We start from the raw sequence: 19,951 nt of genomic DNA on the forward strand, positions 1-19,951 counted from the left end.
CTGGCCCCGGTCAGGGGTTTTTCGTTTTCCGGGGCGGCGGTACGCCCGCGCGCGTCCGCGAGACGTGCGCGTGCCCCGGCACATGCCAGCGCCAGGGCAGTTCGACGGCGTGGCGGATGCCCACCCGCGGACCGACGGCCGGCGCGTCCGGAGGCGGCATGCCGTCCGAGGCGATCCAGATGCCGCGGTCCGGCCGGACCAGGTCGGCGCCGTCCAGCTCCCGCGTCAGGTCCATGGCCTGGCCCAGGCGGCCGGGCCCGGAGGCGAGGTCACGGTCCTTCTTCGCCGGCAGCCCGCGCGCCTGGCGCATCGTGTCCAAGCCGTCGACCGGCTCCATCGCACGCAGCAGCACGCCCCAGCCCTCGCCCTCGGGGCCGCAGACGGCGTTGCCGCACCAGTGCATGCCATAGGTGAAGTAGACATACAGGTGCCCGCCGGGGCCGAACATGGTGGCATTGCGCGCGGTGCGGCCGCGGTGGGAGTGCGCGGCGGGATCCTCGCGGCCGGCGTAGGCCTCGACCTCGACGATGCGGCCGATGCGCCCGTCCGCGCGCACCAGCAGCTTGTTCAGCAGGTCCGGGGCCACCTCCACCGGGTGGCGCAGGTAGAAGTCCCGGGGCAGCGCAGGCCAGGCGGCGGTGGTCGCGGGCGCGCTCATGGCCGCGGTGGCCGCTCGCCGATGTCGCGATGCAGGATCCGCCGGATCTCGAGGATCGCCTGCGGGGTCTCCTGCACGCTGTGTCCGCCGGTGATGACCTTCTCCGACAGCGCGCCCGGCAGGTGTGCGCTGGAGTAGGGCACCAGCCCGTCGTCGGACTGCTCGAGCGGCACGTCCGGATCGGTGCGCGCGATGATGCTGTGGTAGCGCACGCGCGGCGAGATCGGCAGGTCGGCCGCGGCGCGCACGAAGGGATCGTCCTGGCCCAGGTTGTCGATGCTGTTGGGGAGCGCGACCGGCTCGCTGCCGTCGTCGTCACCCACGAACAGCTCGCCGACCTCCTCCAGCACCGTCAGCGGCAGGCGCACCAGCCTGCCGAGGAAGCGACCGAGCCCGTTCCCCGCCACCGCCGTGCCGCGATGCGGCGATGCGATGAACACCGCGCGGTCCACGCCGGGCAGCGGCTCGAAGCGCAGCATCCGGTCCAGCCTCGGGCCGGCGCGCTCCAGGCGGCCATCGTCGAGCTCGTAGTTCTCCCGCATCCAGGTCCACAGCTGGTCATCGGCGGACGAGACCAGCAGCCGCGACAGCACGCCGCCCATGCTGTGGCCGATCAGCACCGTCTCCCGCGACGCGCGCGCGCGGCCGTCGGGATCGAAGTTCTCCATCGCGGCGACGATGATGCGGCGGATCGCGGACTGGTTCAGGACCAGCGGCATGTTGGTCGGGTAGTAGACCTGCCAGATCTGGAACTCGCGGCGCAGTACCTCGTCGCCCAGCACTTCGTTGGCGACGTTCACCCAGGCCTCGGGACTGCTGGCCAGGCCGTGGATCATCAGCAGGATGCGGCGGTCGGGATCGTAGGGCTGCATCATGTACAGGTGCGGCCGGGTGATGCCCTCTTCCCGGCCGAACAGAGTCTGCAGCGACTGCCGGTTGAAGCCCGAGCGCGCCAGCCACAGGCCGTACCCGGCGCTGTAGTTGGCCGACAGCGGCACGTGCAAGCCATGCAGCTCGATGGCGTCGTCGACGTAGGGATCGTGCGCGCTGATCAGCAGTTCCCGCGTCGCCAGCACGCCGGCGAGGTCCTCGCCGGGGAAGCGGATCAGCAGCGTCAGCGTCGGCGAGGGCATCTCGCTGAAGGGACGGGAACGACCGGCACGCCGGCGGTCCTGCCGGTCGTCGCGGTCATCGTCCCGGTCTTCCACTGCCCGTGATGGCGCCGCCGCCGCGGTGGTCACCGGATCGTCGCCCATCACCGCGACCACCTCCGCGCCGAAGCCGTCGCGCCGGTAGATGCTGCGCAGGCCCGCGAAGGAGATCGAGGAGGCCGGCACCAGTTCCCGCGGCAGCACCACGCCTTCGGGCATGCGCACGCCGGACATGTCGCTGGTGATGGTCCAGCCGGCGATCGACAGGGCGTCGCCGGGCCCGGTCGTGGTTCCGGCACCGTGCCCGGCCTGGTCCTGCCAGCGCTGGAACAGGCCCGAAGCCGCCTGCTGCACGGCGTAGTTGTAGTAGTCGCGTACCTGGGTCTGCCGGTCCTCGAACGCGCGTTCGCCGGGCGCGCGCTCGCTGAAGAACAGATAGGCGTAGGCGTGGCGCGCGGCTTCCAGCCAGGCGTCGATCTGGGCGTCGGCGGCGGGCACCGAACCCTCAGGCGTCAGCGCGATCGCCTGCTGCGTCCACAGCTCGGCCAGCGCCGCCAGCCGGCGCTCGTCGCCGAAGCCCTGCGCCGCGGCCAGCGCGGCCACGCAGTCGGGCGTCGGCGGCGCCAGGCAGGCGCCCTCGTCGAGTCCGGCCACGCGCAGGGTCGCCTGGGTCGCGGGGCTGAGCTCGTCGGTGGTGAGGATGTCGCTGCGCTTGAGGGCGATGTACTCACCCGGGCCCAGCGGCTCGGCTTCCACGCGCGGCGCGAATTCCTTCAGGACCGCGCAGCCGCCGAGCGCCAGCAGGCCCGCCGCCAGTGCCAGTGCGCGCAGCATGGGCCGCAGCCACGCCACGGCGTCCCGGTCATGGACGTCGCGGGCGATGCATCCGGACTGCGGCAGGCAAATGTGCATCGGAAGTCCCGGGGCGAGTGCGTACGGTGCGACCGGGGAGGGTACATCAGCGCCCCACTGGCTGGCGCCCGCGCGTCCCTCGTGCTTGACTGCCCGGCTCCCCACCGCGGCCAGGCGCCGGAATCCCATGAAGACCCCTGGCGGCCTGCAGCCGCTGATCGACGACGGCGTGATCGACGAAGTGATGCGCCCGCTCAAGAGCGGCAAGGAAGCGGCCGTCTACGTGGTGCGTGCCGGCGGCGACATCCGCTGCGCCAAGGTCTACAAGGACATGGCGCAGCGCAGCTTCCAGCAGCGCGTGCAGTACCAGGAAGGGCGCAAGGTCCGCGGCAGCCGCGAGGCGCGCGCGATCGGCAAGGCCACCAGGTACGGCCGCAGGCAGCAGGAAGCCGAGTGGAAGAACACCGAGGTGGAAGCGCTGTACCGGCTGCGCGACGCCGGCGTCCGCGTGCCGGAGCCCTTCGGCTATTTCCACGGCGTGCTGGTGATGGAGCTGGTGGTCGATGCCGATGGCCACTCCGCGCCGCGCCTGGCCGAGGTCGAGCTGTCGCCGGAGCAGGCCGGGGGATTCCATCGCACCCTCGTGCGGCAGGTGGTGCGGATGCTGTGCGCCGGACTGATCCACGGCGACCTGTCCGCCTACAACGTGCTGGTGGCGCCGGACGGGCCGGTGGTGATCGACTTCCCCCAGGTGGTCAGCGCGGCCGGTAACAATGCCGCGCGCACCATGCTCCTGCGCGACGTCAACAACCTCACCGCCAGCCTGGGCGCCTGGGCGCCGGAGCTGCTCGACACCTGGTATGGCGAGGAGATGTGGGCGCTGTTCGAAGCCGGCGAACTGCGTCCGGACAGCGAGCTCAGCGGCAGCTTCGTGCACGACGACTCGGTGCCCGACCTCGACGGCGTGCGTGCGGCGATCAACGATGCGCGTGAGGAGGCACTGATCAGGCAGCAGGGCCGCGAGGCCGCCGAGGAGCAGGACTGAGGCGTCACCGGCAGAGCGGCGTCGCGCAGTGACCGCTAGGGTCCGTCGGCGACCCGCTGGCCCGGCGCCAGCTCCGAAGCCGCCACTTCGCGCACGAAACAGCTGCGGTAGGCGGCGAGGTCCGGCAGGCCGATGCCGTAGGGATCGCCGGCGACGTAAAGCGTGGCGTGCGGCACGCCGCAGTCCAGCGCCAGCCCGCTGGCGTGTGCCAGCTCATGGCGGAACGCGGCGAACGCCGGCGACTGGACGTGTTCGATGACCGACCAGGCCTGGAGCGTGCCTTCCCACTGCGGCTTGGTCTTGTGCAGCAGTGCGTAGCGCGCGGTGCCCTGCGGCGCCCATTCCATCGATTCGAACAGGCCGCGGATGCGCTCCTCGCCCAGGCGCCCGCGCATCGCACGCCCGGCGTCGCGTCCCAGCAGGGTCAGGTGCACTTCGTGCTTGCGCTCGAGCACGTGGCCATCCAGGCGCAGTCGAAGGGGCGAGCCAGGAGGGAGGAACCGCGCAGGATCCAGCGGCAGGACCAGGGCGTCATCATCTCGGAATCCAGGCCAGCGCATCGCCGTGCCACCTCCCCCGGGGACTCGCGCCCGAGCTTACGCTAAGCTCCGCCGGGCCGGGTACCGGCACACCACGGAAGGTGACATGGACAGGATCAGGATGACGCTGGCACTCGCGTGCCTCTGGGTGGCGCTCGCCGCCGGACTGTGGCTGTCGGGCGCGCTCGTGCCGCGACTGCTCGGCCTCGATGGCGTGGCCACGGGATGGACCACGTATCCCGACTACCTGCGCGCCCTCGCGCATCCGGACGTCGCGCCGCATGCGGCCCGCATCCGGCTGGCGGGAGCCGTCGGCATGGGAGTGCCGCTGGCCTTGGCCGCCGTGCCGGCATGCCTGCTGCTGCGGCCGCGGCGGCGTTCGCTGCACGGCCGCGCGCGCTTCGCCAACGTCTTCGAGCTGGCGCGACGCGGACTGTTCACGCGCTCCGGCCACGGCATCGTCGTCGGGCGCCGCTTCGGCCGCCTGCTGCGCTTCGACGGCCAGCAGTCGGTGCTGCTGGCCGCGCCCACGCGCTCGGGCAAGGGCGTGGGCATCGTCGTGCCCAACCTGCTCGACTACCTCGGCTCGATGGTGGTGCTCGACATCAAGCAGGAGAACTTCGCGCTCACCAGCGGCTGGCGGCGCGCGCAGGGGCAGGCGGTGCACCTGTTCAATCCCTTCGCCGAGGACCGCCGCACGCACCGCTGGAACCCGCTGTCGTACGTGTCGACCGAGCCGCTGCAGCGCGTGTCCGACCTGCAGGGGATCGCCAACCTGCTGTATCCGGACGCCGGCGCCGAGCAGAAGTTCTGGACCAGCCAGGCGCGCAACGCCTTCCTGGCGTTCGCGCTCTATCTGTACGACCACTACGAAGCCCAGTGCCGCGACGGGATGCCGGAGGAGCTGCACCTGTTCCCGACGCTGGGCCGGGTCTTCCGGCTGTCGTCGGCGGAGGGCATCCCGGCGCGGCAGCACCTGCAGGACCTGGCGTCGCGTCCCTTCCTGGGCGAGCACGCGCGGCGTGCGTTCGGCAACCTGCTGTCGCAGGCGGAGGAGACCTTGGCGTCGATACTCGGCAGCTTCCGCGAGCCGCTGAACCCGTGGATCGACCCCGTGCTCGACGCCGCCACCAGCGGCAACGACTTCCTGCTTGACGACGTGCGCCGGCGGCCGATGACCATCTACGTCGGCGTGCCCCCGCACCGGCTGGCGGAAGCGCGGCCGATGCTCAATCTGTTCTTCAGCCAGCTGATCAACCTGAACACGCGGGTGCTGCCTGGCGAGGATCCCTCGCTGCGGCTGCAATGCCTGCTGCTGATGGACGAGTTCACGGCGCTCGGCCGCATCGACATCATCGCCACCGCCATGGCCTACATGGCCGGCTACAACCTGCGCCTGCTGCCGGTGATCCAGAGCATGGCCCAGCTGGACGCGGTCTACGGCAAGGACATCGCCCGTGCGATCGCCACCAACCACGCGATGCAGGTGGTGTTCGCGCCGCGCGAGCAGCAGGACGCGAACGACTACTCGGAGATGCTGGGCTATACCTCGCTGCGCAGGCGCAACCTGACGCGGGGGCGCCGCCGCCGCGACGTGAGCCGCAGCGAGAGCGAGGAGCGGCGCGCGCTGATGCTGCCGCAGGAGCTGAAGGCGATGGATCCCGCGCGCGAGATCGTGTTCTGCGAAGGGCTGGCGCATCCCGTGCGCTGCCGGAAGATCCGCTACTACGCCGAAGCCCGCTACCGGGCGCGCCTGCTGCCGCCGGTCGTCATTCCTCCGCTGCCGGCAACCTGAGGACGCCGTGAACGCGCGCGCGCGCGTCGCCCGCGGGCCGCGATGCCCGGCGTATCGTTGGTGGCTGCCCCCCCAGCACCACGAGGTGACCCATGAAGCACGCTTGCATCATCGCGGCCCTGGCCGCGCTGGCGTTCGCCGCCGTGCCCGTCGCCGGGCACGCACAGGACGAGCCCGAGGAAGCCGCGCGCAGCCAGGCCAGGGACGCCCGCAAGGCCGACGACCGGTTCTGCATCGAGCAGACCGGCTCGCGCATCACCGCGGCGCGCAACGCACGTTCGCGCGGCGAACAGAAGGACTGCGTCGCCGCCGGCGGCCGCGTCTACACGCGCGAGGACATCGAGCGCAGCGGTTCGGCCGACCTGCGCGACGCACTGCGCCGGCTGGATCCCTCGATCCGCTGAGTAGCGCGCATCCCGTCCGGACGCCCGGCACGCCCGGGCGTCCACGCTTCGGAGGCCCAGCGTTGGCCCCCACGACGCCCGGCCATGTGCCGGGCGTCTTCTTCAGGGGCGATGCGATAATCCGGCGTCCCGTCCACCGGTGCCGCCGTCCATGTCCAACCGCCACGACCCCACCCGTACCGTCCGCGCTCCGCGCGGCAGCGCGCTGAACTGCCGCTCCTGGCTGACGGAGGCGCCGTACCGGATGCTCCAGAACAACCTGGATCCCGACGTCGCGGAGCGCCCGGAGGACCTGGTGGTGTACGGCGGCATCGGCCGCGCGGCGCGCGACTGGGCGAGCTACGACGCGATCCTCGAGTCGCTGCGCACGCTCGGCGACGACGAGACCCTGCTGGTGCAGTCGGGCAAGCCGGTCGGCATCTTCCCGACCCACGCCGACGCCCCGCGCGTGCTGATCGCCAACTCCAACCTCGTGCCGGCCTGGGCCAACTGGGAGCACTTCAACGAGCTCGATCGCAAGGGCCTGATGATGTACGGCCAGATGACCGCGGGCTCGTGGATCTACATCGGCAGCCAGGGCATCGTCCAGGGCACCTACGAGACTTTCGTCGAGATGGGCCGCCAGCACTACGGCGGCAGCCTGAAGGGCAGGTGGATCCTGACGGCGGGTCTCGGCGGGATGGGCGGTGCGCAGCCGCTGGCGGCCTCGCTGGCCGGCGCGTGCTCGCTCACCATCGAATGCCGCCAGGCCAGCATCGATTTCCGCCTGCGCACCCGCTACGTCGACGAGCAGGCCACCGACCTGGACGATGCGCTGGGGCGGATCGCGAAGTACGTCGGCGCCGGCGAGGCGAAGTCGATCGCGCTGCTCGGCAACGCGGCCGAGATCCTGCCCGAACTGGTGAAGCGCGGCGTGCGTCCGGATTGCGTCACCGACCAGACCAGCGCGCACGACCCGGTGCACGGCTACCTGCCCATCGGCTGGACCGTGGAGCAGTGGCTGGAAAGGCAGCAGGCGAACCCGGAGCAGGTGCGCGACGCCGCCAAGCAGTCGATGCGCGTCCATGTGGAGGCGATGCTGGCCTTCCACGCCCGCGGCATCCCGACCGTGGACTACGGCAACAACATCCGCCAGATGGCCATGGACGAGGGTTGCGCCAACGCCTTCGATTTCCCGGGCTTCGTGCCGGCCTACGTGCGGCCGCTGTTCTGCCGCGGCATCGGGCCCTTCCGCTGGGTCGCGCTGTCGGGTGACCCCGAGGACATCGCGAAGACCGATGCCAGGGTCAAGGAACTCATTCCCGACGACCCGCACCTGCACAACTGGCTGGACATGGCCGCCGAGCGCATCGCCTTCCAGGGCCTGCCGGCGCGCATCTGCTGGGTCGGCCTGGGCCAGCGCCACCGCCTGGGCCTGGCGTTCAACGAGATGGTGCGCAACGGCGAGCTGAAGGCGCCGGTGGTGATCGGTCGTGACCACCTCGACAGCGGCAGCGTGGCCAGCCCCAACCGCGAGACCGAGGCCATGGCCGACGGCAGCGACGCGGTCAGCGACTGGCCACTGCTCAACGCCATGCTCAACGTCGCCGGCGGCGCGACCTGGGTCAGCCTGCACCACGGCGGCGGCGTCGGCATGGGTTACAGCCAGCACAGCGGCGTGGTGATCGTCTGCGACGGCAGCGAGGACGCGGACCGCCGCATCGCGCGCGTGCTCTGGAACGACCCGGGCACGGGCGTGATGCGCCATGCCGATGCCGGCTACGACATCGCGAAGCAGTGCGCGAAGGAGCAGGGGCTCAAGCTGCCGATGGCCTGAGCGTCACATATCGGGCGTGGCGTCCGTCCTGTACATCGATGCGGACGCCTGATCCGCGACACTGATCCACAGGAGTATTGAACGATGGGTACCGGGCAAGGTTCCACCGGCAACGTCATTGCCGCCATCTGCAGCCTCATCGTCCCGGGTCTCGGCCAGCTGGTCCAGGGGCGCGTGATGTCGGCCATCCTCTGGTTCGCCACCGGCTGCATCGCCGGCGCCGTGACCTGGCTGCTGACGCTGACGCTGTTCCCGTTCGGCTGGTTCGTGGTCAGCCTGTTCTCGTGCATCAGCGCGGCCATGTACCGGGCGCCGGCGACGCGCTGAGGGCTGCCGGCGTGGGCCGGGACAGCCGGCGCCGGGTCAGCCTGGGCCGAGCCGCGAGGATGGCCGCTCAGCGCCTGTCGTCGCCTGCCGGATCGTCGAACAGCCGCTCGTAGTCGGCCAGCGCATCGCGCATCGGGCCCACCGGCGCCGGGTCGGCGGGAGCGTCGCGCAGCGCCTTCGATCCGGCCATCAGGCGGGCGAGGATGCCGTGCAGCGCCACGTCGGGCTCGGGTTCCAGCCTGCAGTTGGCGAACATGGATTCGACGGCGGCATCGACGTCGCCGGCCAGCGTGAGCACGTGGGCTTCGCCGAGATGGCCCATTTCGAGATGGGCGAGGGTGGCGACGGCCTTACGGACCTGGCCCATGCCGTCCACCAGCGGCGCATCGGGCGTCCAGCGCACATGGTCGGACGGAATCGCGGCCGGGGCGGCATGGTCGGCTGGCCCGGCGTGTGCGGCGTGCGTGCCGTGGTCGTGCTGCGCCAGGGCCAGGCCGGGCGCGATCGCCAGCGCCAGCGCGATGGTGGACAGGGCGGCAGGGGCGATCTTCATGGCAACTCCTTGGCTGCAGGCCGGTGGGTGTGTGCACATCGTCGATGCACTGGCGCACGCCTGCCATGACCGGGGTCAAGCACGCCTGCCTGCGTCGCCGGGCCAGTGCTCGCGGTTCCTGAATAGGCTCATGTGTTACAATATGTCCAGTAACATGCTGTTTTCATTAAATTTGTGGAGGATCAACATCACCAGTCATCTCAAGCACACCATCCTGTCCCTGTTTCCCGCCCGCACGTCCCGCGTCGCGCCCGCGCGACGTCGATCCACGCCGGCCACCAGCATCACGCGCATCCAGGCCGGCCTGCCGCATGCCCATCCCGCCGGCACCCGCGAGCCGCACGGCGGCTCCCCACGCCGGAGCGCCCGACAGTTCACCGGTTACGCGCGCAGTCGCTACCTCCCCCATCCACGCCACGACCTGCGTCGCCACCAGCCGATCTTCCGCGTCGGCTGACGCTCGGTCCCGCTGCTCCGGCATGTCAAAATAATTTGACATCGCTCCAGGCCCGGATGTAAGTTATTTTTTACATTCCCGAGTGGGGTTCCCGATGGCCACGCGTCGCCTTGCCTTGCCCATGCTGCTCGCCGCTTCCGGACTGGGGCTGTGGATGCTCCTCGCGGGCGCGGAGTCCGTGTTCGGCCTCGACCTGGGTTCCATCGGGTTCGCCGTCCTGGTGCTGTCGACCTGGAGCGCGCTGCACGGGGTCTGGCGGCTGTCATTGACCGACGCCGAACTGCAGGTGTCGCCCGCGGAATGGAAGGCGTGGATCGGCACCGTTTTCATGACCGTCGCAGTGCTCTACTTCGTCGCGCGCATGCACGTGTTCCAGACCCCGAACCTCGCCGACAGCCCGGAGGCGCGGGAGGTGGGGCGCAACCTGGTGCTGCTCCTCGTGGCGTGGACCGTGCTCTCGTCCACGGTCGGCAGGCGCTGGAAGGACCGCGTGCAGGAGGACGAGCGCGACCGCGAGATCGAGCGCGAGGCCGCAGGCTGGTCCCGCCACGCGGTCACCGCGATGATCGTCGGGCTGGCCGTGTTGCTCGGCATCTCGCCCGCGGACCGGCTGGAGTGGGCCACCCTGCCGATGATCGCGAACCTGCTGGTGCTGGTACTGATGGTCGGCTGCCTGGTCGACAACGGCGCGAGCGCCGTGCGCCACTGGCTGGATCGGCGCTGAGCCGCGTGGCGCGCACCGCGGTCACCAACCACATCCGCCAGCTGCGCCAGGAGCGCACCGGGATGACGCAGGAAGCGCTGGCCCAGGCCTGCCAGGTCACCCGCCAGACCATCATCGCGCTCGAGGCCGGCCGCTATGCGCCGTCGCTGGAACTGGCGTTCCGCATCGCGCACGCGCTGGGGACGCCGCTGGCCGAGGTCTTCGAATGGGATCCGGGCCCGGCCAGGTAAGGCGGTCGCGTCGGCTCAGTCGGCGGCCACCCGCACCATCCGCTCCATCAGGTGCTCGACGATCGCGTCCATGTCGCCGCAGCGGCCCATGTGCACGGTCGAGGTCTGGATGATCGCGCTGCGCCGCGCGGTCAGCCAGTGGAAGCGGGCGCGCTGCGGCAGCAGGCCGATCGGCCCGGCGTCGGGACCGCCGGCGCAGATTCGCTGCATCGCCTGGAGGTGGCGCCTCAGCGTGGCGAGGTCCACGCGGGGATCGAGCGCGCGAAGGCGCGCCTCGTCCAGCTCCACGGCGGCCTTGAGGTAGCCGGTCTTCTCGCAGGACACGATCACGCCCACGTTCATGAACTCGCCGCGCTCGACGCGCGGGACCACGCGGATCACCGCGTAGTCGTAGCTGTCATGCGCGCGCACGTTCGGCCTCCTCGACGAAGGCGTGCGGCAACGCCAGTCGCTGCTGCAGGTAGGTGGCGTAGGCGGCGCGCTGCTGGTCGGGCGTGCCGAAGGCATCGGGGCCGTCGAGCCAGTCGTCCGGGATCCAGGAGACGATGTCGGCGATCCGTTCGTCCGGCAGCCGCGCACTGAGCGTCCGATCGGCCTGCGCCAGCCCGGTGGCCAGCGGCAGCAGCACGTGGTCGCGGATGAGCGGGAAGGGCTTGCCGGCGCCCGAGGTGTCGCCGTTCCAGCCGTGGTGGAAGTAGAGCGACGCGCCGTGGTCGATCAGCGTCAGCTCGCCGTGCCAGACCAGCAGGTTGGGATTGCGCGCGCTGCGGTCGACGTTGCTGGTGAAGGCGTCGAGCCAGACGATCTCCGATGCGAGGCGGGCGGACGGCTGCTCCGCCACGGGATCGAAATTCGCCGCACCCGGCAGGTAGTCGAGCGCGAGGTTGAGCCCGCCGCTGGCGCGGATGAGCTCCTGGATCTCGGGGTCGCCCTCGGTGCGCGCCAGCTCCACGTCCAGCTCCAGGAACACGATCTCGGGCACGGGCAGCCCGAGCGCGCGGGCGATCTCGCCGGACACCAGTTCGGCCACCAGCGCCCGCGGGCCCTGGCCCGCGCCGCGGAACTTGAGCACGTACATGCCGTCGTCGTCGGCTTCGACGATCGCCGGCATGGAGCCGCCTTCGCGCAGCGGCGTGACGTATCGCGTGGCATGGACGGTGCGCAGGGACATCGCGCAAGGATAGCGCCCCGTGCCGGACCTTCGGCATTGTCCCGGCCTCCGCAGGCGGCGTAGTCTCGATCGCCTGCCGCGTGCGGCCGGCCCGGCCGGCGGACGCGGCGCTTCCGTCCCGACACGAGCCCAATCCGGATGAACCAGCCCCGTCGCGCCCAGGCCAGCCCGTCGCGCAGCCTGTTCCGCACCAAGTCCATCGAGCAGACCATCGCCGACGCCGCCGAGCCCGGGCGCCAGCTCAAGCGCTCGCTCAGCGCCTGGGATCTGATGATCCTCGGCGTGGCGGTGGCGGTCGGCGCCGGCATCTTCTCGGTGGGCGCGCGCGCGGCGGGCAGCTTCGCTGGCCCGGCGGTGACCGTGTCCTTCATGCTCGCCGCGCTGGCCTGCGCCCTGGCCATCATGTGCTACGCCGAGTTCGCCTCGACCATCCCGGTCGCGGGCAGCGCCTATACCTACACCTACGCCACGCTCGGCGAGTTCCTGGCGTGGATCATCGGCTGGGACCTGATCCTCGAGCTGCTCACCGCCGGCGCGGTGATCGCGAAGTACTGGGGCATCTACCTGGCCACGGTCTTCGAGCTGTTCGACGTGCACATACCCACCACCATCAGCGTGCTCGGACTGGGGATGGACTGGGGGCCGCTGTTCATCGTCGGCGTGTTCACCGCGCTGCTGATCATGGGCACCAAGATGTCGGCGCGGGTCAACAACGTGTTCACCATCATCAAGGTGGGCATCGTGGTGTTCGTGATCGTGGTCGGGCTGACGTACTTCAACGCCGACAACCTCTCGCCCTTCGTTCCGCCCGCGGTGCCGACGACGGGTGGCAGCGCGGACGTGTGGGCGCAGCCGCTGTTCTCATGGCTCACCGGCGCGGCGCCGGCGACCTACGGCGTGGCAGGCGTGCTGTCGGGTGCGGCGCTGGTGTTCTTCGCCTTCATCGGCTTCGACGTGGTCGCGACCTCCGCGGAGGAAGTGAAGGATCCGCAGCGCACGCTGCCGCTGGGCATCTTTGGTGGCCTCGCGCTGGTGACCCTGCTCTACATCGGCGTGGCGATCGCGCTGACCGGCATGGTGCCGTACACCATGCTGGCCGCGGTCGAGAATCCGTCGCTGGCCACGGCCTTCATCGCCGTCGGCGCGCCGTGGGCGGCGCAGGTGATCTCGGTCGGCATCCTCGTGGGCCTGACCACGGTGATCATGGTGCTGCTGATGGGCCTGTCGCGCGTGCTGCTGGCGATGAGCCGCGACGGCCTGCTGCCGCGCTGGCTCAGCGTCACCTCGGAAACCCGCAGGACCCCGGTGCGCCTGCAGCTGATCACTGGCGCCGCCGTGGCCCTGCTGGCCGGCTTCACCAGGGTCGAGATCCTCGAGGAGATGATCAACATCGGCACGCTGTCGGCCTTCGTGCTGGTCAGCATCGCCGTGGTGGTGCTGCGGCGGACGCGGCCGGAGCTCAAGCGTGGCTACCGCGTGCCGTTTTCGCCTGTGCTGCCGATCGTGTCGGCGCTGCTGTGCTTCTACCTGATGCTCAACCTCACCACGCTCACCTGGGTGCGCTTCGCGGTCTGGCTGGCGATCGGCACGGCGATCTACTTCGCCTGGGGCCGGAGGCATGCGCGCGTGGGCCTGGCCGGGAGCGACGGAGCGTGAATCCCGGCATGATCGAGGTCGCGATCCTCGTGCCCGATCCCGCCCATGGCGACCACGCCGAGGTCTGGCCGCCGGTGCTGGCGCGCCTGCAGTCGGCGCTGGCCGTGCAGGGCATCCGCGCGGTGCCGACGCCGTGGGCGGAGCACGTCGATGACGCGTCCGGGCTGCACGGGTTCGCGCACGTGCTGCCGCTGCTGGTGTGGAACTACCACGTCGACCACGCGCGCTGGCTGCGCGCCTGCCGCACCTGGGACGAGGCCGGCCTGCCGATGTCCAACCCGCCCGCGGTGCTGTCCTGGAACTCGGACAAGCGCTACCTGGCGCGGCTTGCCGGCGAGGGCGTGGCGATCCCGCACACGGCGTGGAGCCGGCGGCTGGCACGGGCGCAGCTGGAGCAGGTATTCGAGGCCACCGGCGCGGACGAGCTCATCGCCAAGCCGTCGGTGTCGGGTGGTGCATGGAAGACGTGGCGCTTCGGGCGCGACGGCATCGACGCGGTGCTGGCGCGCTTGGGGCAGGCCGCGGACGGTGGCGACGGCGGCGGTGACGACGCGGCGGACATCATGGTGCAGCCCTTCCTGCCCACCATCCTGGACGAAGGCGAAACCTCGCTGCTGTACTTCGGCGGCCGTCTGTCGCACGTGGTGAACAAGCGTCCGCTGCCCGGCGACTTCCGCGTGCAGGAAACCTTCGGCGGCCGCTACACCGTGCTCGCGCAGCCGCCGGCAGGCGCGCTCGCGCTGGCGGAACGGGTCCTGGCCGCGATCGGCGAGCCGCTGCTCTACGCGCGCATCGACATGGTGCCCGACGCCGACGGCCGCTGGCTGCTGATGGAGGCCGAACTGATCGAGCCCGACTTCTACCTGGGCGTCGATCCCGGCCGCGGCGCGGCCTTCGCCGCGGCGCTGGCCGAACGGCTGTAGGCGCCTAGAGCGCGGACACCCGGAAGCGGCGTCCCTTGATCTTCCCCTCGCGCAGCCGCACCAGCGCCTGCGGCGCCTGCGCGCGGGTGATCGCGACGTAGGAGCGCGTGGCCTGCACGTCGATCTTGCCGATCGCCTTCGCCGACAGCCCGGCATCGCCGGTCAGCGCGCCGAGGATGTCCCCGGGGCGCAGCTTGTCGCCCTTGCCGGCGTCGATGCGCAGCGTCGCCATCGCGGCCTTCGGCACGCCCTTGGGCCGGCCGTCCACCGGCTGCCCGCGCTCGCGCGGCAGGGTGCGGAACTGGTGGTCCTCGATCGCCTCCATCCGGCGCAGCTCGTCCGGGGTGCACAGCGTGAGCGCCAGGCCGGTGCGGCCGGCGCGTCCGGTGCGGCCGATGCGGTGCATGTAGGTGTCGGGATCCGACGGGACGTCGTAGTTCACCACCGCCGCCAGGTCGTCGATGTCGAGGCCGCGCGCCGCGACGTCGCTGGCCACCAGCACGTTGCAGCTGCGGTTGGCGAAGCGCAGCAGGGTCTCGGCGCGGTCGCGCTGCTCCATGTCGCCATGAAGCGCCAGCGCGTCGAAGCCGTAGTGCGCCAGCGAGCCCGCGACCTCGTCGACGTCGCGGCGCATGTTGCAGAACACCACGCACGATTCGGGCCGGTGCTCGAGCAGCAGCGCGGCCAGCAGCGGCGCCTTGCGCGCCGGGTCGGCGTCGACGATGCGCTGTTCGATCGCGGGGGCGTGGGCGGCGCCCTGGACGCTGACCTCGGCCGGGTCGCGCAGCATCGCCTTGCCGAGCGTGCGGATCGCGTCGGGGAAGGTCGCCGAGAACAGCAGGCGCTGGCAGTCGCGCGGCACCTGGCGCGCGATGTCGCGGATCTGGTCCTCGAAGCCCATGTCGAGCATGCGGTCGGCTTCGTCGAGCACGAAGGTGCGCACGCCGCGCAGGTCGAGCGCGCCCTGCGCGAGCAGCTCGAGGATGCGTCCGGGCGTGCCGACGACGACGTGGGGCGCATGCGACAGCGAGGCCAGCTGCGGCGCCAGCGGGATGCCGCCGCAGAGCACGCTGAGCTTCACGTTCGGCACGCCGGTGGCCAGCCTGCGCAGCTGTCCGCCCACCTGCTCGGCGAGTTCGCGCGTGGGGCACAGCACCAGGGCCTGGGTCTGCACGGCGCCGGCGTCCAGCCGGTGCAGCAGGCCGAGGCCAAAGGCGGCGGTCTTGCCGCTGCCGGTAGGCGCCTGGGCGATGAGGTCGCGGCCCTCGAGGATCGGCGGCAGCGACTGCGCCTGCACCGGGGTCATCGCGGCGTAGCCGAGCGCATCGACGCCGCGCAGCAGCGCCTCGGGCAGCGGGAGGGTGGAGAACGCGGGAGGAATCGGGGTGTCCATGCCGCTCATGATCGCAGCATCGGCCACCCGGAGGGGCGAGGCGCACGGCCGGACCGGTCTCTGCAGCGCGCCGGACTCCGTCGCTGCAGCCGCTGCCCGGGTAGCCCCGCGGGGTGAAGGGGGCGTCAGCGCCGCTCGCGCGCCTCGTCGTCGCTGATCGTGTCGCTGCGCACGTCGTCGGCGAAGGAGCGGCCGTCGGCGTCGACGTCGCCGGGCTGGTCGTCCAGCGCCACGTCCAGCAAATCGGCGCCTTGATCTACGCCGATGTTGTCGATGGCCGCGGTCGCGCGCGGGTCTTTCAGGGCCGGGCCCCGGGTCTCGGGCAGGTCGGTGCCGTCGTCGAGGCTGGATTCGTCGCTGGGGGCGTTGGGACGGGTGGGATTGGACTTGGCCATGACCGGGCTCCATCGGGCGGAGGCCCACTGTGGTCCGGGGTGCGTCAACGCGAGGGCAACGGTGCGGCCGGCAGGGCGCGTCCCGGGTCGATTCCAAGCAACCGCGGAAGCCCGGCGCCTGCGGTCAGGCGCCAGCCGGATTGGCGCCGGAGCCGGCACGAAATGCGGCGGCGGGCCCGGGTCTCAGCCGGTGAGACGCGGCCGCGGGAGCATCGCGGCCCCCGCCGCCGGAGCCTGCATTGAACGCGATCGCCACGCCTGCCCGAGGGCTCGCCTTTTCCGACCGGCACGGTGCCGCAGCCAATGACGCGCCGGGTGGCGGCACGCTGGCCGCAAGGCTCGAGGCCAAGTATCCGGGTCGCGTGACCGGCAGCCTGGTGCTGCCGGGCCAGGACGGCGAGTACGCCCCGTTTCCCGACGACCTGCCCGAAGCCCTCGCCGGTGCGTTGCGGGCACGCGGCATCGAGCGCCTGTACAGCCACCAGGCCCGGGCCTGGGACGCGACCCGGTCCGGGCGCCACCTCGTCGTGGCCACCCCCACCGCGTCGGGCAAATCGCTCTGCTACACGCTGCCGGTCGTGGCCAGCGCCCTGGCCGAGCGCGGCAAGGCGCTGTACCTGTTCCCGACCAAGGCGCTGGCCCAGGACCAGGTGAGCGAGCTGCTGGAGCTCAACGCCGCCGGCGACCTGGGGCTGCGCGCCGCCACCTTCGACGGGGATACGCCGGGCGACGCGCGCCGCGCGATCCGGGTCAGCAGCGACATCGTGGTCAGCAATCCCGACATGCTCCACCAGGGCATCCTGCCGCACCACACCAAGTGGGCACAGTTCTTCGAGAACCTGCGCTACGTGGTCATCGATGAAGTGCACACCTATCGCGGCGTGTTCGGCAGCCACGTCGCCAACGTGATCCGGCGGCTGAAGCGGGTGTGCGCGTTCTACGGCGCGTCGCCGACCTTCATCCTGTGCTCGGCGACCATCGGCAACGCCGGCGAGCACGGTCGCGCGCTGATCGAGGCGGCGGTGGAGGATGTCGAGGTGATCGAGCACAGCGGCGCGCCGCGCGGCGACCGCCACGTGCTGCTGTGGAACCCGCCGGTGGTGAACCCGGACCTGGGCATCCGCGCCTCCGCGCGCTCGCAGTCCAACCGCATCGCGCGGCTGGCGATCCGTGCGGGCCTGAAGACGCTCGTGTTCTGCCAGTCGCGCTCGATGGTCGAGGTGCTGACGAAGTACCTGAAGGAGGTCTTCGACCACGACCCGCGCAAGCCGCGGCGCATCCGTGCCTATCGTGGCGGCTACCTGCCGACCGAGCGGCGCGCGGTCGAGCAGGACATGCGCGCCGGGCGCATCGACGGCATCGTCAGCACCTCGGCGCTGGAGCTTGGCGTCGACATCGGCAGCCTGGACGTGGTGGTGCTCAACGGCTATCCGGGCAGCATCTCCGCCACCTGGCAGCGCTTTGGTCGCGCCGGGCGCCGGCAGCAGGCCTCGCTGGGCGTGCTGGTGGCGAGTTCGGAGGCGCTGGACCAGTACGTGGTGCGGCATCCGGAGTTCTTCGCCGCGGCCAGCCCGGAGCACGCGCGGATCGAGCCCGACCAGCCGCTGATCCTGCTCGACCACATCCGCTGCGCCGCCTTCGAGCTGCCCTTCCGCGACGGCGACGGGTTCGGTCCCGTGGAGCCGGGCCCGTGGCTGGAGGTGCTGGCCGAGAGCGGCGTGCTGCACCACGAGGGCGAGCGCTGGGAGTGGATCGCAGACAGCTATCCCGCGCAGGCGGTGAACCTGCGCTCGGTGGCCGACGGCAACTTCGTGGTCGTCGACCGCACCGATGGCCGCCAGGTGATCATCGCCGAGGTCGACTATTCCGCCGCGGCGCTGACGCTGTACGAAGGCGCCATCCACATGGTCCAGTCCGACCCCTTCCAGGTCGAACGCCTCGACTGGGAGGGGCGCAAGGCCTATGTGCGCCGCACGCAGGTCGACTACTACACCGACGCCATCGACTACACGAAGCTCAAGGTGCTCGACGACGCCGAACAGGCGCCGGCCGGGCAGGGCTCCGCGCACATGGGCGAGGTGCACGTGCTGCGGCGCGTGTCGGGCTACAAGAAGATCCGCTTCCACACCCACGAGAACATCGGCTACGGCCCGGTCACGCTGCCCGACCAGGAAATGCACACCAGCGCGGTGTGGTGGCAGCTGCCGCAGCGCGTGCTGGAGGATGCCTTCGCCATGCGGCACGAGGCGCTGGACGGGTTCCTGGGGGCGGCACATGCCCTGCACCTGGTGGCCCAGGTGGCGGTGATGGCGGAATCGCGCGACCTGCTGAAGGCGGTGGGCAGCGGTGACGGTGCCTGGTTCGCGGGTCGGGATGCACGCGGCCGCGGACAGCTGCGGGGGGCGCAGGGCGAGGCGCTGGCCGGCGGTGACCCTGCGGCCGACGCAGTTGAAATCCGGCTGCCCGGCGGCGAGGTCGGCGTCGACGGCGATGGCATTCCGCTGGCCGGCGACGGAGGCGGCGCCATGCTGCTGTCCGCGCCCGGCCGCTTCACGCCCACCATCTATCTCTACGACAACTATCCTGGCGGCATCGGCCTGTCTGCACCGCTGTACGAGCGTTGCGACGAACTCGTGGCGCAGGCGCGCGCGGTGGTGGTCGGCTGCGACTGCGACGCCGGTTGCCCCGCCTGCGTGGGGCCGATCCTCGAGGCCGACGAAGGCGGCGCGGACACGCCGCGCGCGCTGGCACTGCGCGTGCTCGACCTGCTGGCTGCGGCATGAGCGCGCTGGCCAGGAAGCTGGCGGGGCTGCGCAGCCAGGCGGGAGCGGCGCCGGTTGCGGAGCGCCCGCGAGCGATGGCACGCGAGGGCATTCCGACCGTCGCGCCGGTCTCCGCGCCGGCCCTGCGCGTACCGACGACCGCTGGCCTTTCCCGCGAGGCGACCATCGCCCAGCTGCGCACGCTGCTGAAGGTCCGCGCGCCTTCAGTCGCGGCCGCGGCGCGCAGCGTCGATCGCGCCCTTCCGGGCGAGGAAATCTCCCCGGGCCTGCGCTATCACGAGCAGTGGGTACCGTGGGCAGCGGGCGAAGCGATGCTGCGGCTGCACGGCATCGGCCAGGAGGCGGTGTCCCGCGACCGGGTGCTGGCCTTCGACACCGAGACGACGGGACTGGCCGGTGGTACCGGCACGCGCGCGTTCATGATCGGCGCGGCCGACTGGCGTGCCGGCGGCCTGCGTATCCGGCAGCTGTGCATCACGCGCCTCGCCGCAGAGGACGCCATGCTGGAAGCCTTCGCGCGCTGGCTGTCGCCCGGGACCGTGTTGCTCAGCTACAACGGCAAGAGCTACGACCGTCCGCTGCTTTCCACCCGCTACCGCCTGGCGCGCATGGCCGATCCGCTGCCTGCGCTGCGCCACCTCGACCTGCTGCATCCGATGCGGCGGCGCTACCGCGGCGTCTGGGCGAACTGCCGCCTGGCGACGGCCGAGCGCGAACTGCTGGGCGTGCTGCGCGAAGACGATCTGCCCGGCGCGGAGGCGCCGGGGGCCTGGCTGGCCTACCTGCGCGGGGGCAGCGCCTCGAAGCTGCGGCGGGTGGGCCTGCACAACGCACAGGACCTGCGCAGCCTGTGCGGGCTGCTGGAGGCGTTGCAGGACGCGGACGACGTCGCGCCATCGCAATGAAGTTCGAATAGAGCCTTCCCACGCCGGGCTGAAGCGTGCACAATGCGCGCCCCGCACGACGTGGCCGACACGGAACGGAGTGGGGGGCGGAGGCGGGAAGATCCTTCACAGGGTGTTGACGTTCTTCGAAACCGCGCTAATATGTGCGGCTCCCCAGCGGGAACGGCCGGATGG

The 19,951-nt window shown here is 71.4% G+C and carries 20 protein-coding genes; 12 read left to right on the forward strand and 8 right to left on the reverse strand.

Going from position 1 to position 19,951, the window contains the following annotated elements; genetic code table 11:
• Nucleotides 1-10 precede the first annotated feature (10 nt).
• Nucleotides 11-658 (reverse strand): DNA-3-methyladenine glycosylase, encoded by a 648-nt coding sequence (locus H9645_RS13510; protein ID WP_191730207.1) that lies wholly within the window; start codon nucleotides 656-658, stop codon nucleotides 11-13.
• Nucleotides 655-2,721 (reverse strand): esterase/lipase family protein, encoded by a 2,067-nt coding sequence (locus tag H9645_RS13515; RefSeq protein ID WP_225218264.1) that lies wholly within the window; start codon nucleotides 2,719-2,721, stop codon nucleotides 655-657. The genes H9645_RS13510 and H9645_RS13515 overlap by 4 nt, the downstream gene beginning before the upstream one ends.
• Before the next feature lie 127 nt (nucleotides 2,722-2,848).
• Here H9645_RS13515 and H9645_RS13520 point away from each other — a divergent pair, with 127 nt between their 5' ends.
• A complete protein-coding gene (locus tag H9645_RS13520) occupies nucleotides 2,849-3,706 on the forward strand; it encodes a PA4780 family RIO1-like protein kinase (protein WP_189498951.1) in 858 nt (285 codons plus the stop codon).
• Nucleotides 3,707-3,741: 35 nt separating this feature from the next.
• On the opposite strand, the gene H9645_RS13525 is transcribed toward H9645_RS13520, so the two are convergent.
• Complete coding sequence (locus H9645_RS13525; protein WP_191730208.1) at nucleotides 3,742-4,161, reverse strand: hypothetical protein; 420 nt, start codon at nucleotides 4,159-4,161, stop codon at nucleotides 3,742-3,744.
• A gap of 190 nt (nucleotides 4,162-4,351) precedes the next feature.
• On the opposite strand from H9645_RS13525, the gene H9645_RS13530 reads away from it, so the two are divergent.
• From H9645_RS13530 to H9645_RS13545, 4 genes are all read left to right on the forward strand, one after another.
• Nucleotides 4,352-6,040 carry a type IV secretory system conjugative DNA transfer family protein gene (locus H9645_RS13530; protein ID WP_191730209.1) on the forward strand — a complete coding sequence of 563 codons (1,689 nt, stop codon included), beginning with the start codon at nucleotides 4,352-4,354 and terminating at the stop codon, nucleotides 6,038-6,040.
• Between the two features lie 92 nt (nucleotides 6,041-6,132).
• Nucleotides 6,133-6,444 carry a hypothetical protein gene (locus H9645_RS13535; protein WP_191730210.1) on the forward strand — a complete coding sequence of 104 codons (312 nt, stop codon included), beginning with the start codon at nucleotides 6,133-6,135 and terminating at the stop codon, nucleotides 6,442-6,444.
• A 151-nt stretch (nucleotides 6,445-6,595) separates the two neighbouring features.
• Nucleotides 6,596-8,260 carry a urocanate hydratase gene (hutU, locus tag H9645_RS13540; protein WP_191730211.1) on the forward strand — a complete coding sequence of 555 codons (1,665 nt, stop codon included), beginning with the start codon at nucleotides 6,596-6,598 and terminating at the stop codon, nucleotides 8,258-8,260.
• Between the two features lie 84 nt (nucleotides 8,261-8,344).
• A complete protein-coding gene (locus H9645_RS13545) occupies nucleotides 8,345-8,587 on the forward strand; it encodes a hypothetical protein (protein ID WP_191730212.1) in 243 nt (80 codons plus the stop codon).
• Between the two features lie 67 nt (nucleotides 8,588-8,654).
• Here H9645_RS13545 and H9645_RS13550 read toward each other — a convergent pair whose 3' ends face one another.
• Nucleotides 8,655-9,140: a DnrO protein gene (locus H9645_RS13550; protein ID WP_191730213.1), complete on the reverse strand. Its 486-nt coding sequence runs from the start codon at nucleotides 9,138-9,140 to the stop codon at nucleotides 8,655-8,657.
• A gap of 142 nt (nucleotides 9,141-9,282) precedes the next feature.
• Here H9645_RS13550 and H9645_RS13555 point away from each other — a divergent pair, with 142 nt between their 5' ends.
• From H9645_RS13555 to H9645_RS14265, 3 genes are all read left to right on the forward strand, one after another.
• Complete coding sequence (locus tag H9645_RS13555) at nucleotides 9,283-9,597, forward strand: hypothetical protein (RefSeq protein WP_191730214.1); 315 nt, start codon at nucleotides 9,283-9,285, stop codon at nucleotides 9,595-9,597.
• A gap of 94 nt (nucleotides 9,598-9,691) precedes the next feature.
• Nucleotides 9,692-10,321 (forward strand): hypothetical protein, encoded by a 630-nt coding sequence (locus H9645_RS14260; protein ID WP_225218265.1) that lies wholly within the window; start codon nucleotides 9,692-9,694, stop codon nucleotides 10,319-10,321.
• 5 nt (nucleotides 10,322-10,326) lie between these two features.
• A complete protein-coding gene (locus H9645_RS14265; RefSeq protein WP_229823568.1) occupies nucleotides 10,327-10,551 on the forward strand; it encodes a helix-turn-helix transcriptional regulator in 225 nt (74 codons plus the stop codon).
• Nucleotides 10,552-10,566: 15 nt separating this feature from the next.
• Here H9645_RS14265 and H9645_RS13565 read toward each other — a convergent pair whose 3' ends face one another.
• Together H9645_RS13565 and H9645_RS13570 are read right to left on the reverse strand one after the other, a co-directional pair.
• Nucleotides 10,567-10,962: a DUF3037 domain-containing protein gene (locus H9645_RS13565; RefSeq protein ID WP_189498940.1), complete on the reverse strand. Its 396-nt coding sequence runs from the start codon at nucleotides 10,960-10,962 to the stop codon at nucleotides 10,567-10,569.
• A complete protein-coding gene (locus H9645_RS13570) occupies nucleotides 10,949-11,716 on the reverse strand; it encodes a HipA family kinase (RefSeq protein ID WP_191730228.1) in 768 nt (255 codons plus the stop codon). The genes H9645_RS13565 and H9645_RS13570 overlap by 14 nt, the downstream gene beginning before the upstream one ends.
• 144 nt (nucleotides 11,717-11,860) lie before the next feature.
• On the opposite strand from H9645_RS13570, the gene H9645_RS13575 reads away from it, so the two are divergent.
• Together H9645_RS13575 and H9645_RS13580 are read left to right on the forward strand one after the other, a co-directional pair.
• Entirely contained in the window at nucleotides 11,861-13,378 is a 1,518-nt protein-coding gene (locus tag H9645_RS13575) for an amino acid permease (protein WP_191730216.1), read from the forward strand.
• An 8-nt stretch (nucleotides 13,379-13,386) separates the two neighbouring features.
• Nucleotides 13,387-14,301, forward strand: coding sequence for an ATP-grasp domain-containing protein (locus H9645_RS13580; RefSeq protein WP_191730217.1), 915 nt, complete (start codon nucleotides 13,387-13,389; stop codon nucleotides 14,299-14,301).
• A 4-nt stretch (nucleotides 14,302-14,305) separates the two neighbouring features.
• On the opposite strand, the gene dbpA is transcribed toward H9645_RS13580, so the two are convergent.
• Together dbpA and H9645_RS13590 are read right to left on the reverse strand one after the other, a co-directional pair.
• Nucleotides 14,306-15,694, reverse strand: coding sequence for an ATP-dependent RNA helicase DbpA (gene dbpA / locus H9645_RS13585; protein ID WP_191730218.1), 1,389 nt, complete (start codon nucleotides 15,692-15,694; stop codon nucleotides 14,306-14,308).
• A gap of 125 nt (nucleotides 15,695-15,819) precedes the next feature.
• The gene (locus tag H9645_RS13590; protein WP_191730219.1) at nucleotides 15,820-16,089 is read right to left on the reverse strand and encodes a hypothetical protein; all 270 of its coding nucleotides are present in this window, start codon (nucleotides 16,087-16,089) and stop codon (nucleotides 15,820-15,822) included.
• A 239-nt stretch (nucleotides 16,090-16,328) separates the two neighbouring features.
• Between H9645_RS13590 and H9645_RS13595 the strand changes: the two genes are divergently transcribed.
• Together H9645_RS13595 and H9645_RS13600 are read left to right on the forward strand one after the other, a co-directional pair.
• Nucleotides 16,329-18,872 carry a DEAD/DEAH box helicase gene (locus H9645_RS13595; RefSeq protein ID WP_191730220.1) on the forward strand — a complete coding sequence of 848 codons (2,544 nt, stop codon included), beginning with the start codon at nucleotides 16,329-16,331 and terminating at the stop codon, nucleotides 18,870-18,872.
• Nucleotides 18,869-19,777, forward strand: coding sequence for a ribonuclease H-like domain-containing protein (locus tag H9645_RS13600; RefSeq protein ID WP_191730221.1), 909 nt, complete (start codon nucleotides 18,869-18,871; stop codon nucleotides 19,775-19,777). Before H9645_RS13595 ends, H9645_RS13600 begins: the two co-directional genes overlap by 4 nt.
• The last annotated feature ends 174 nt before the right edge of the window (nucleotides 19,778-19,951 follow it).

The sequence above is a fragment of the Luteimonas colneyensis genome, from assembly GCF_014836665.1.
GTDB classification, from domain to species: Bacteria; Pseudomonadota; Gammaproteobacteria; order Xanthomonadales; family Xanthomonadaceae; genus Luteimonas; species Luteimonas colneyensis.

Excerpts from the sequence above, each read along its gene's own strand:
- H9645_RS13510 (WP_191730207.1), bottom strand. The coding sequence starts at position 658 with ATGAGCGCGCCCGCGACCACCGCCGCCTGGCCTGCGCTGCCCCGGGAC.
- H9645_RS13515 (WP_225218264.1), bottom strand. The coding sequence starts at position 2,721 with ATGCACATTTGCCTGCCGCAGTCCGGATGCATCGCCCGCGACGTCCAT.
- H9645_RS13520 (WP_189498951.1), top strand. The coding sequence starts at position 2,849 with ATGAAGACCCCTGGCGGCCTGCAGCCGCTGATCGACGACGGCGTGATC.
- H9645_RS13530 (WP_191730209.1), top strand. The coding sequence starts at position 4,352 with ATGGACAGGATCAGGATGACGCTGGCACTCGCGTGCCTCTGGGTGGCG.
- H9645_RS13535 (WP_191730210.1), top strand. The coding sequence starts at position 6,133 with ATGAAGCACGCTTGCATCATCGCGGCCCTGGCCGCGCTGGCGTTCGCC.
- hutU (WP_191730211.1), top strand. The coding sequence starts at position 6,596 with ATGTCCAACCGCCACGACCCCACCCGTACCGTCCGCGCTCCGCGCGGC.
- H9645_RS13545 (WP_191730212.1), top strand. The coding sequence starts at position 8,345 with ATGGGTACCGGGCAAGGTTCCACCGGCAACGTCATTGCCGCCATCTGC.
- H9645_RS13550 (WP_191730213.1), bottom strand. The coding sequence starts at position 9,140 with ATGAAGATCGCCCCTGCCGCCCTGTCCACCATCGCGCTGGCGCTGGCG.
- H9645_RS13555 (WP_191730214.1), top strand. The coding sequence starts at position 9,283 with ATGTCCAGTAACATGCTGTTTTCATTAAATTTGTGGAGGATCAACATC.
- H9645_RS14260 (WP_225218265.1), top strand. The coding sequence starts at position 9,692 with ATGGCCACGCGTCGCCTTGCCTTGCCCATGCTGCTCGCCGCTTCCGGA.
- H9645_RS13575 (WP_191730216.1), top strand. The coding sequence starts at position 11,861 with ATGAACCAGCCCCGTCGCGCCCAGGCCAGCCCGTCGCGCAGCCTGTTC.
- H9645_RS13580 (WP_191730217.1), top strand. The coding sequence starts at position 13,387 with ATGATCGAGGTCGCGATCCTCGTGCCCGATCCCGCCCATGGCGACCAC.
- dbpA (WP_191730218.1), bottom strand. The coding sequence starts at position 15,694 with ATGGACACCCCGATTCCTCCCGCGTTCTCCACCCTCCCGCTGCCCGAG.
- H9645_RS13590 (WP_191730219.1), bottom strand. The coding sequence starts at position 16,089 with ATGGCCAAGTCCAATCCCACCCGTCCCAACGCCCCCAGCGACGAATCC.
- H9645_RS13600 (WP_191730221.1), top strand. The coding sequence starts at position 18,869 with ATGAGCGCGCTGGCCAGGAAGCTGGCGGGGCTGCGCAGCCAGGCGGGA.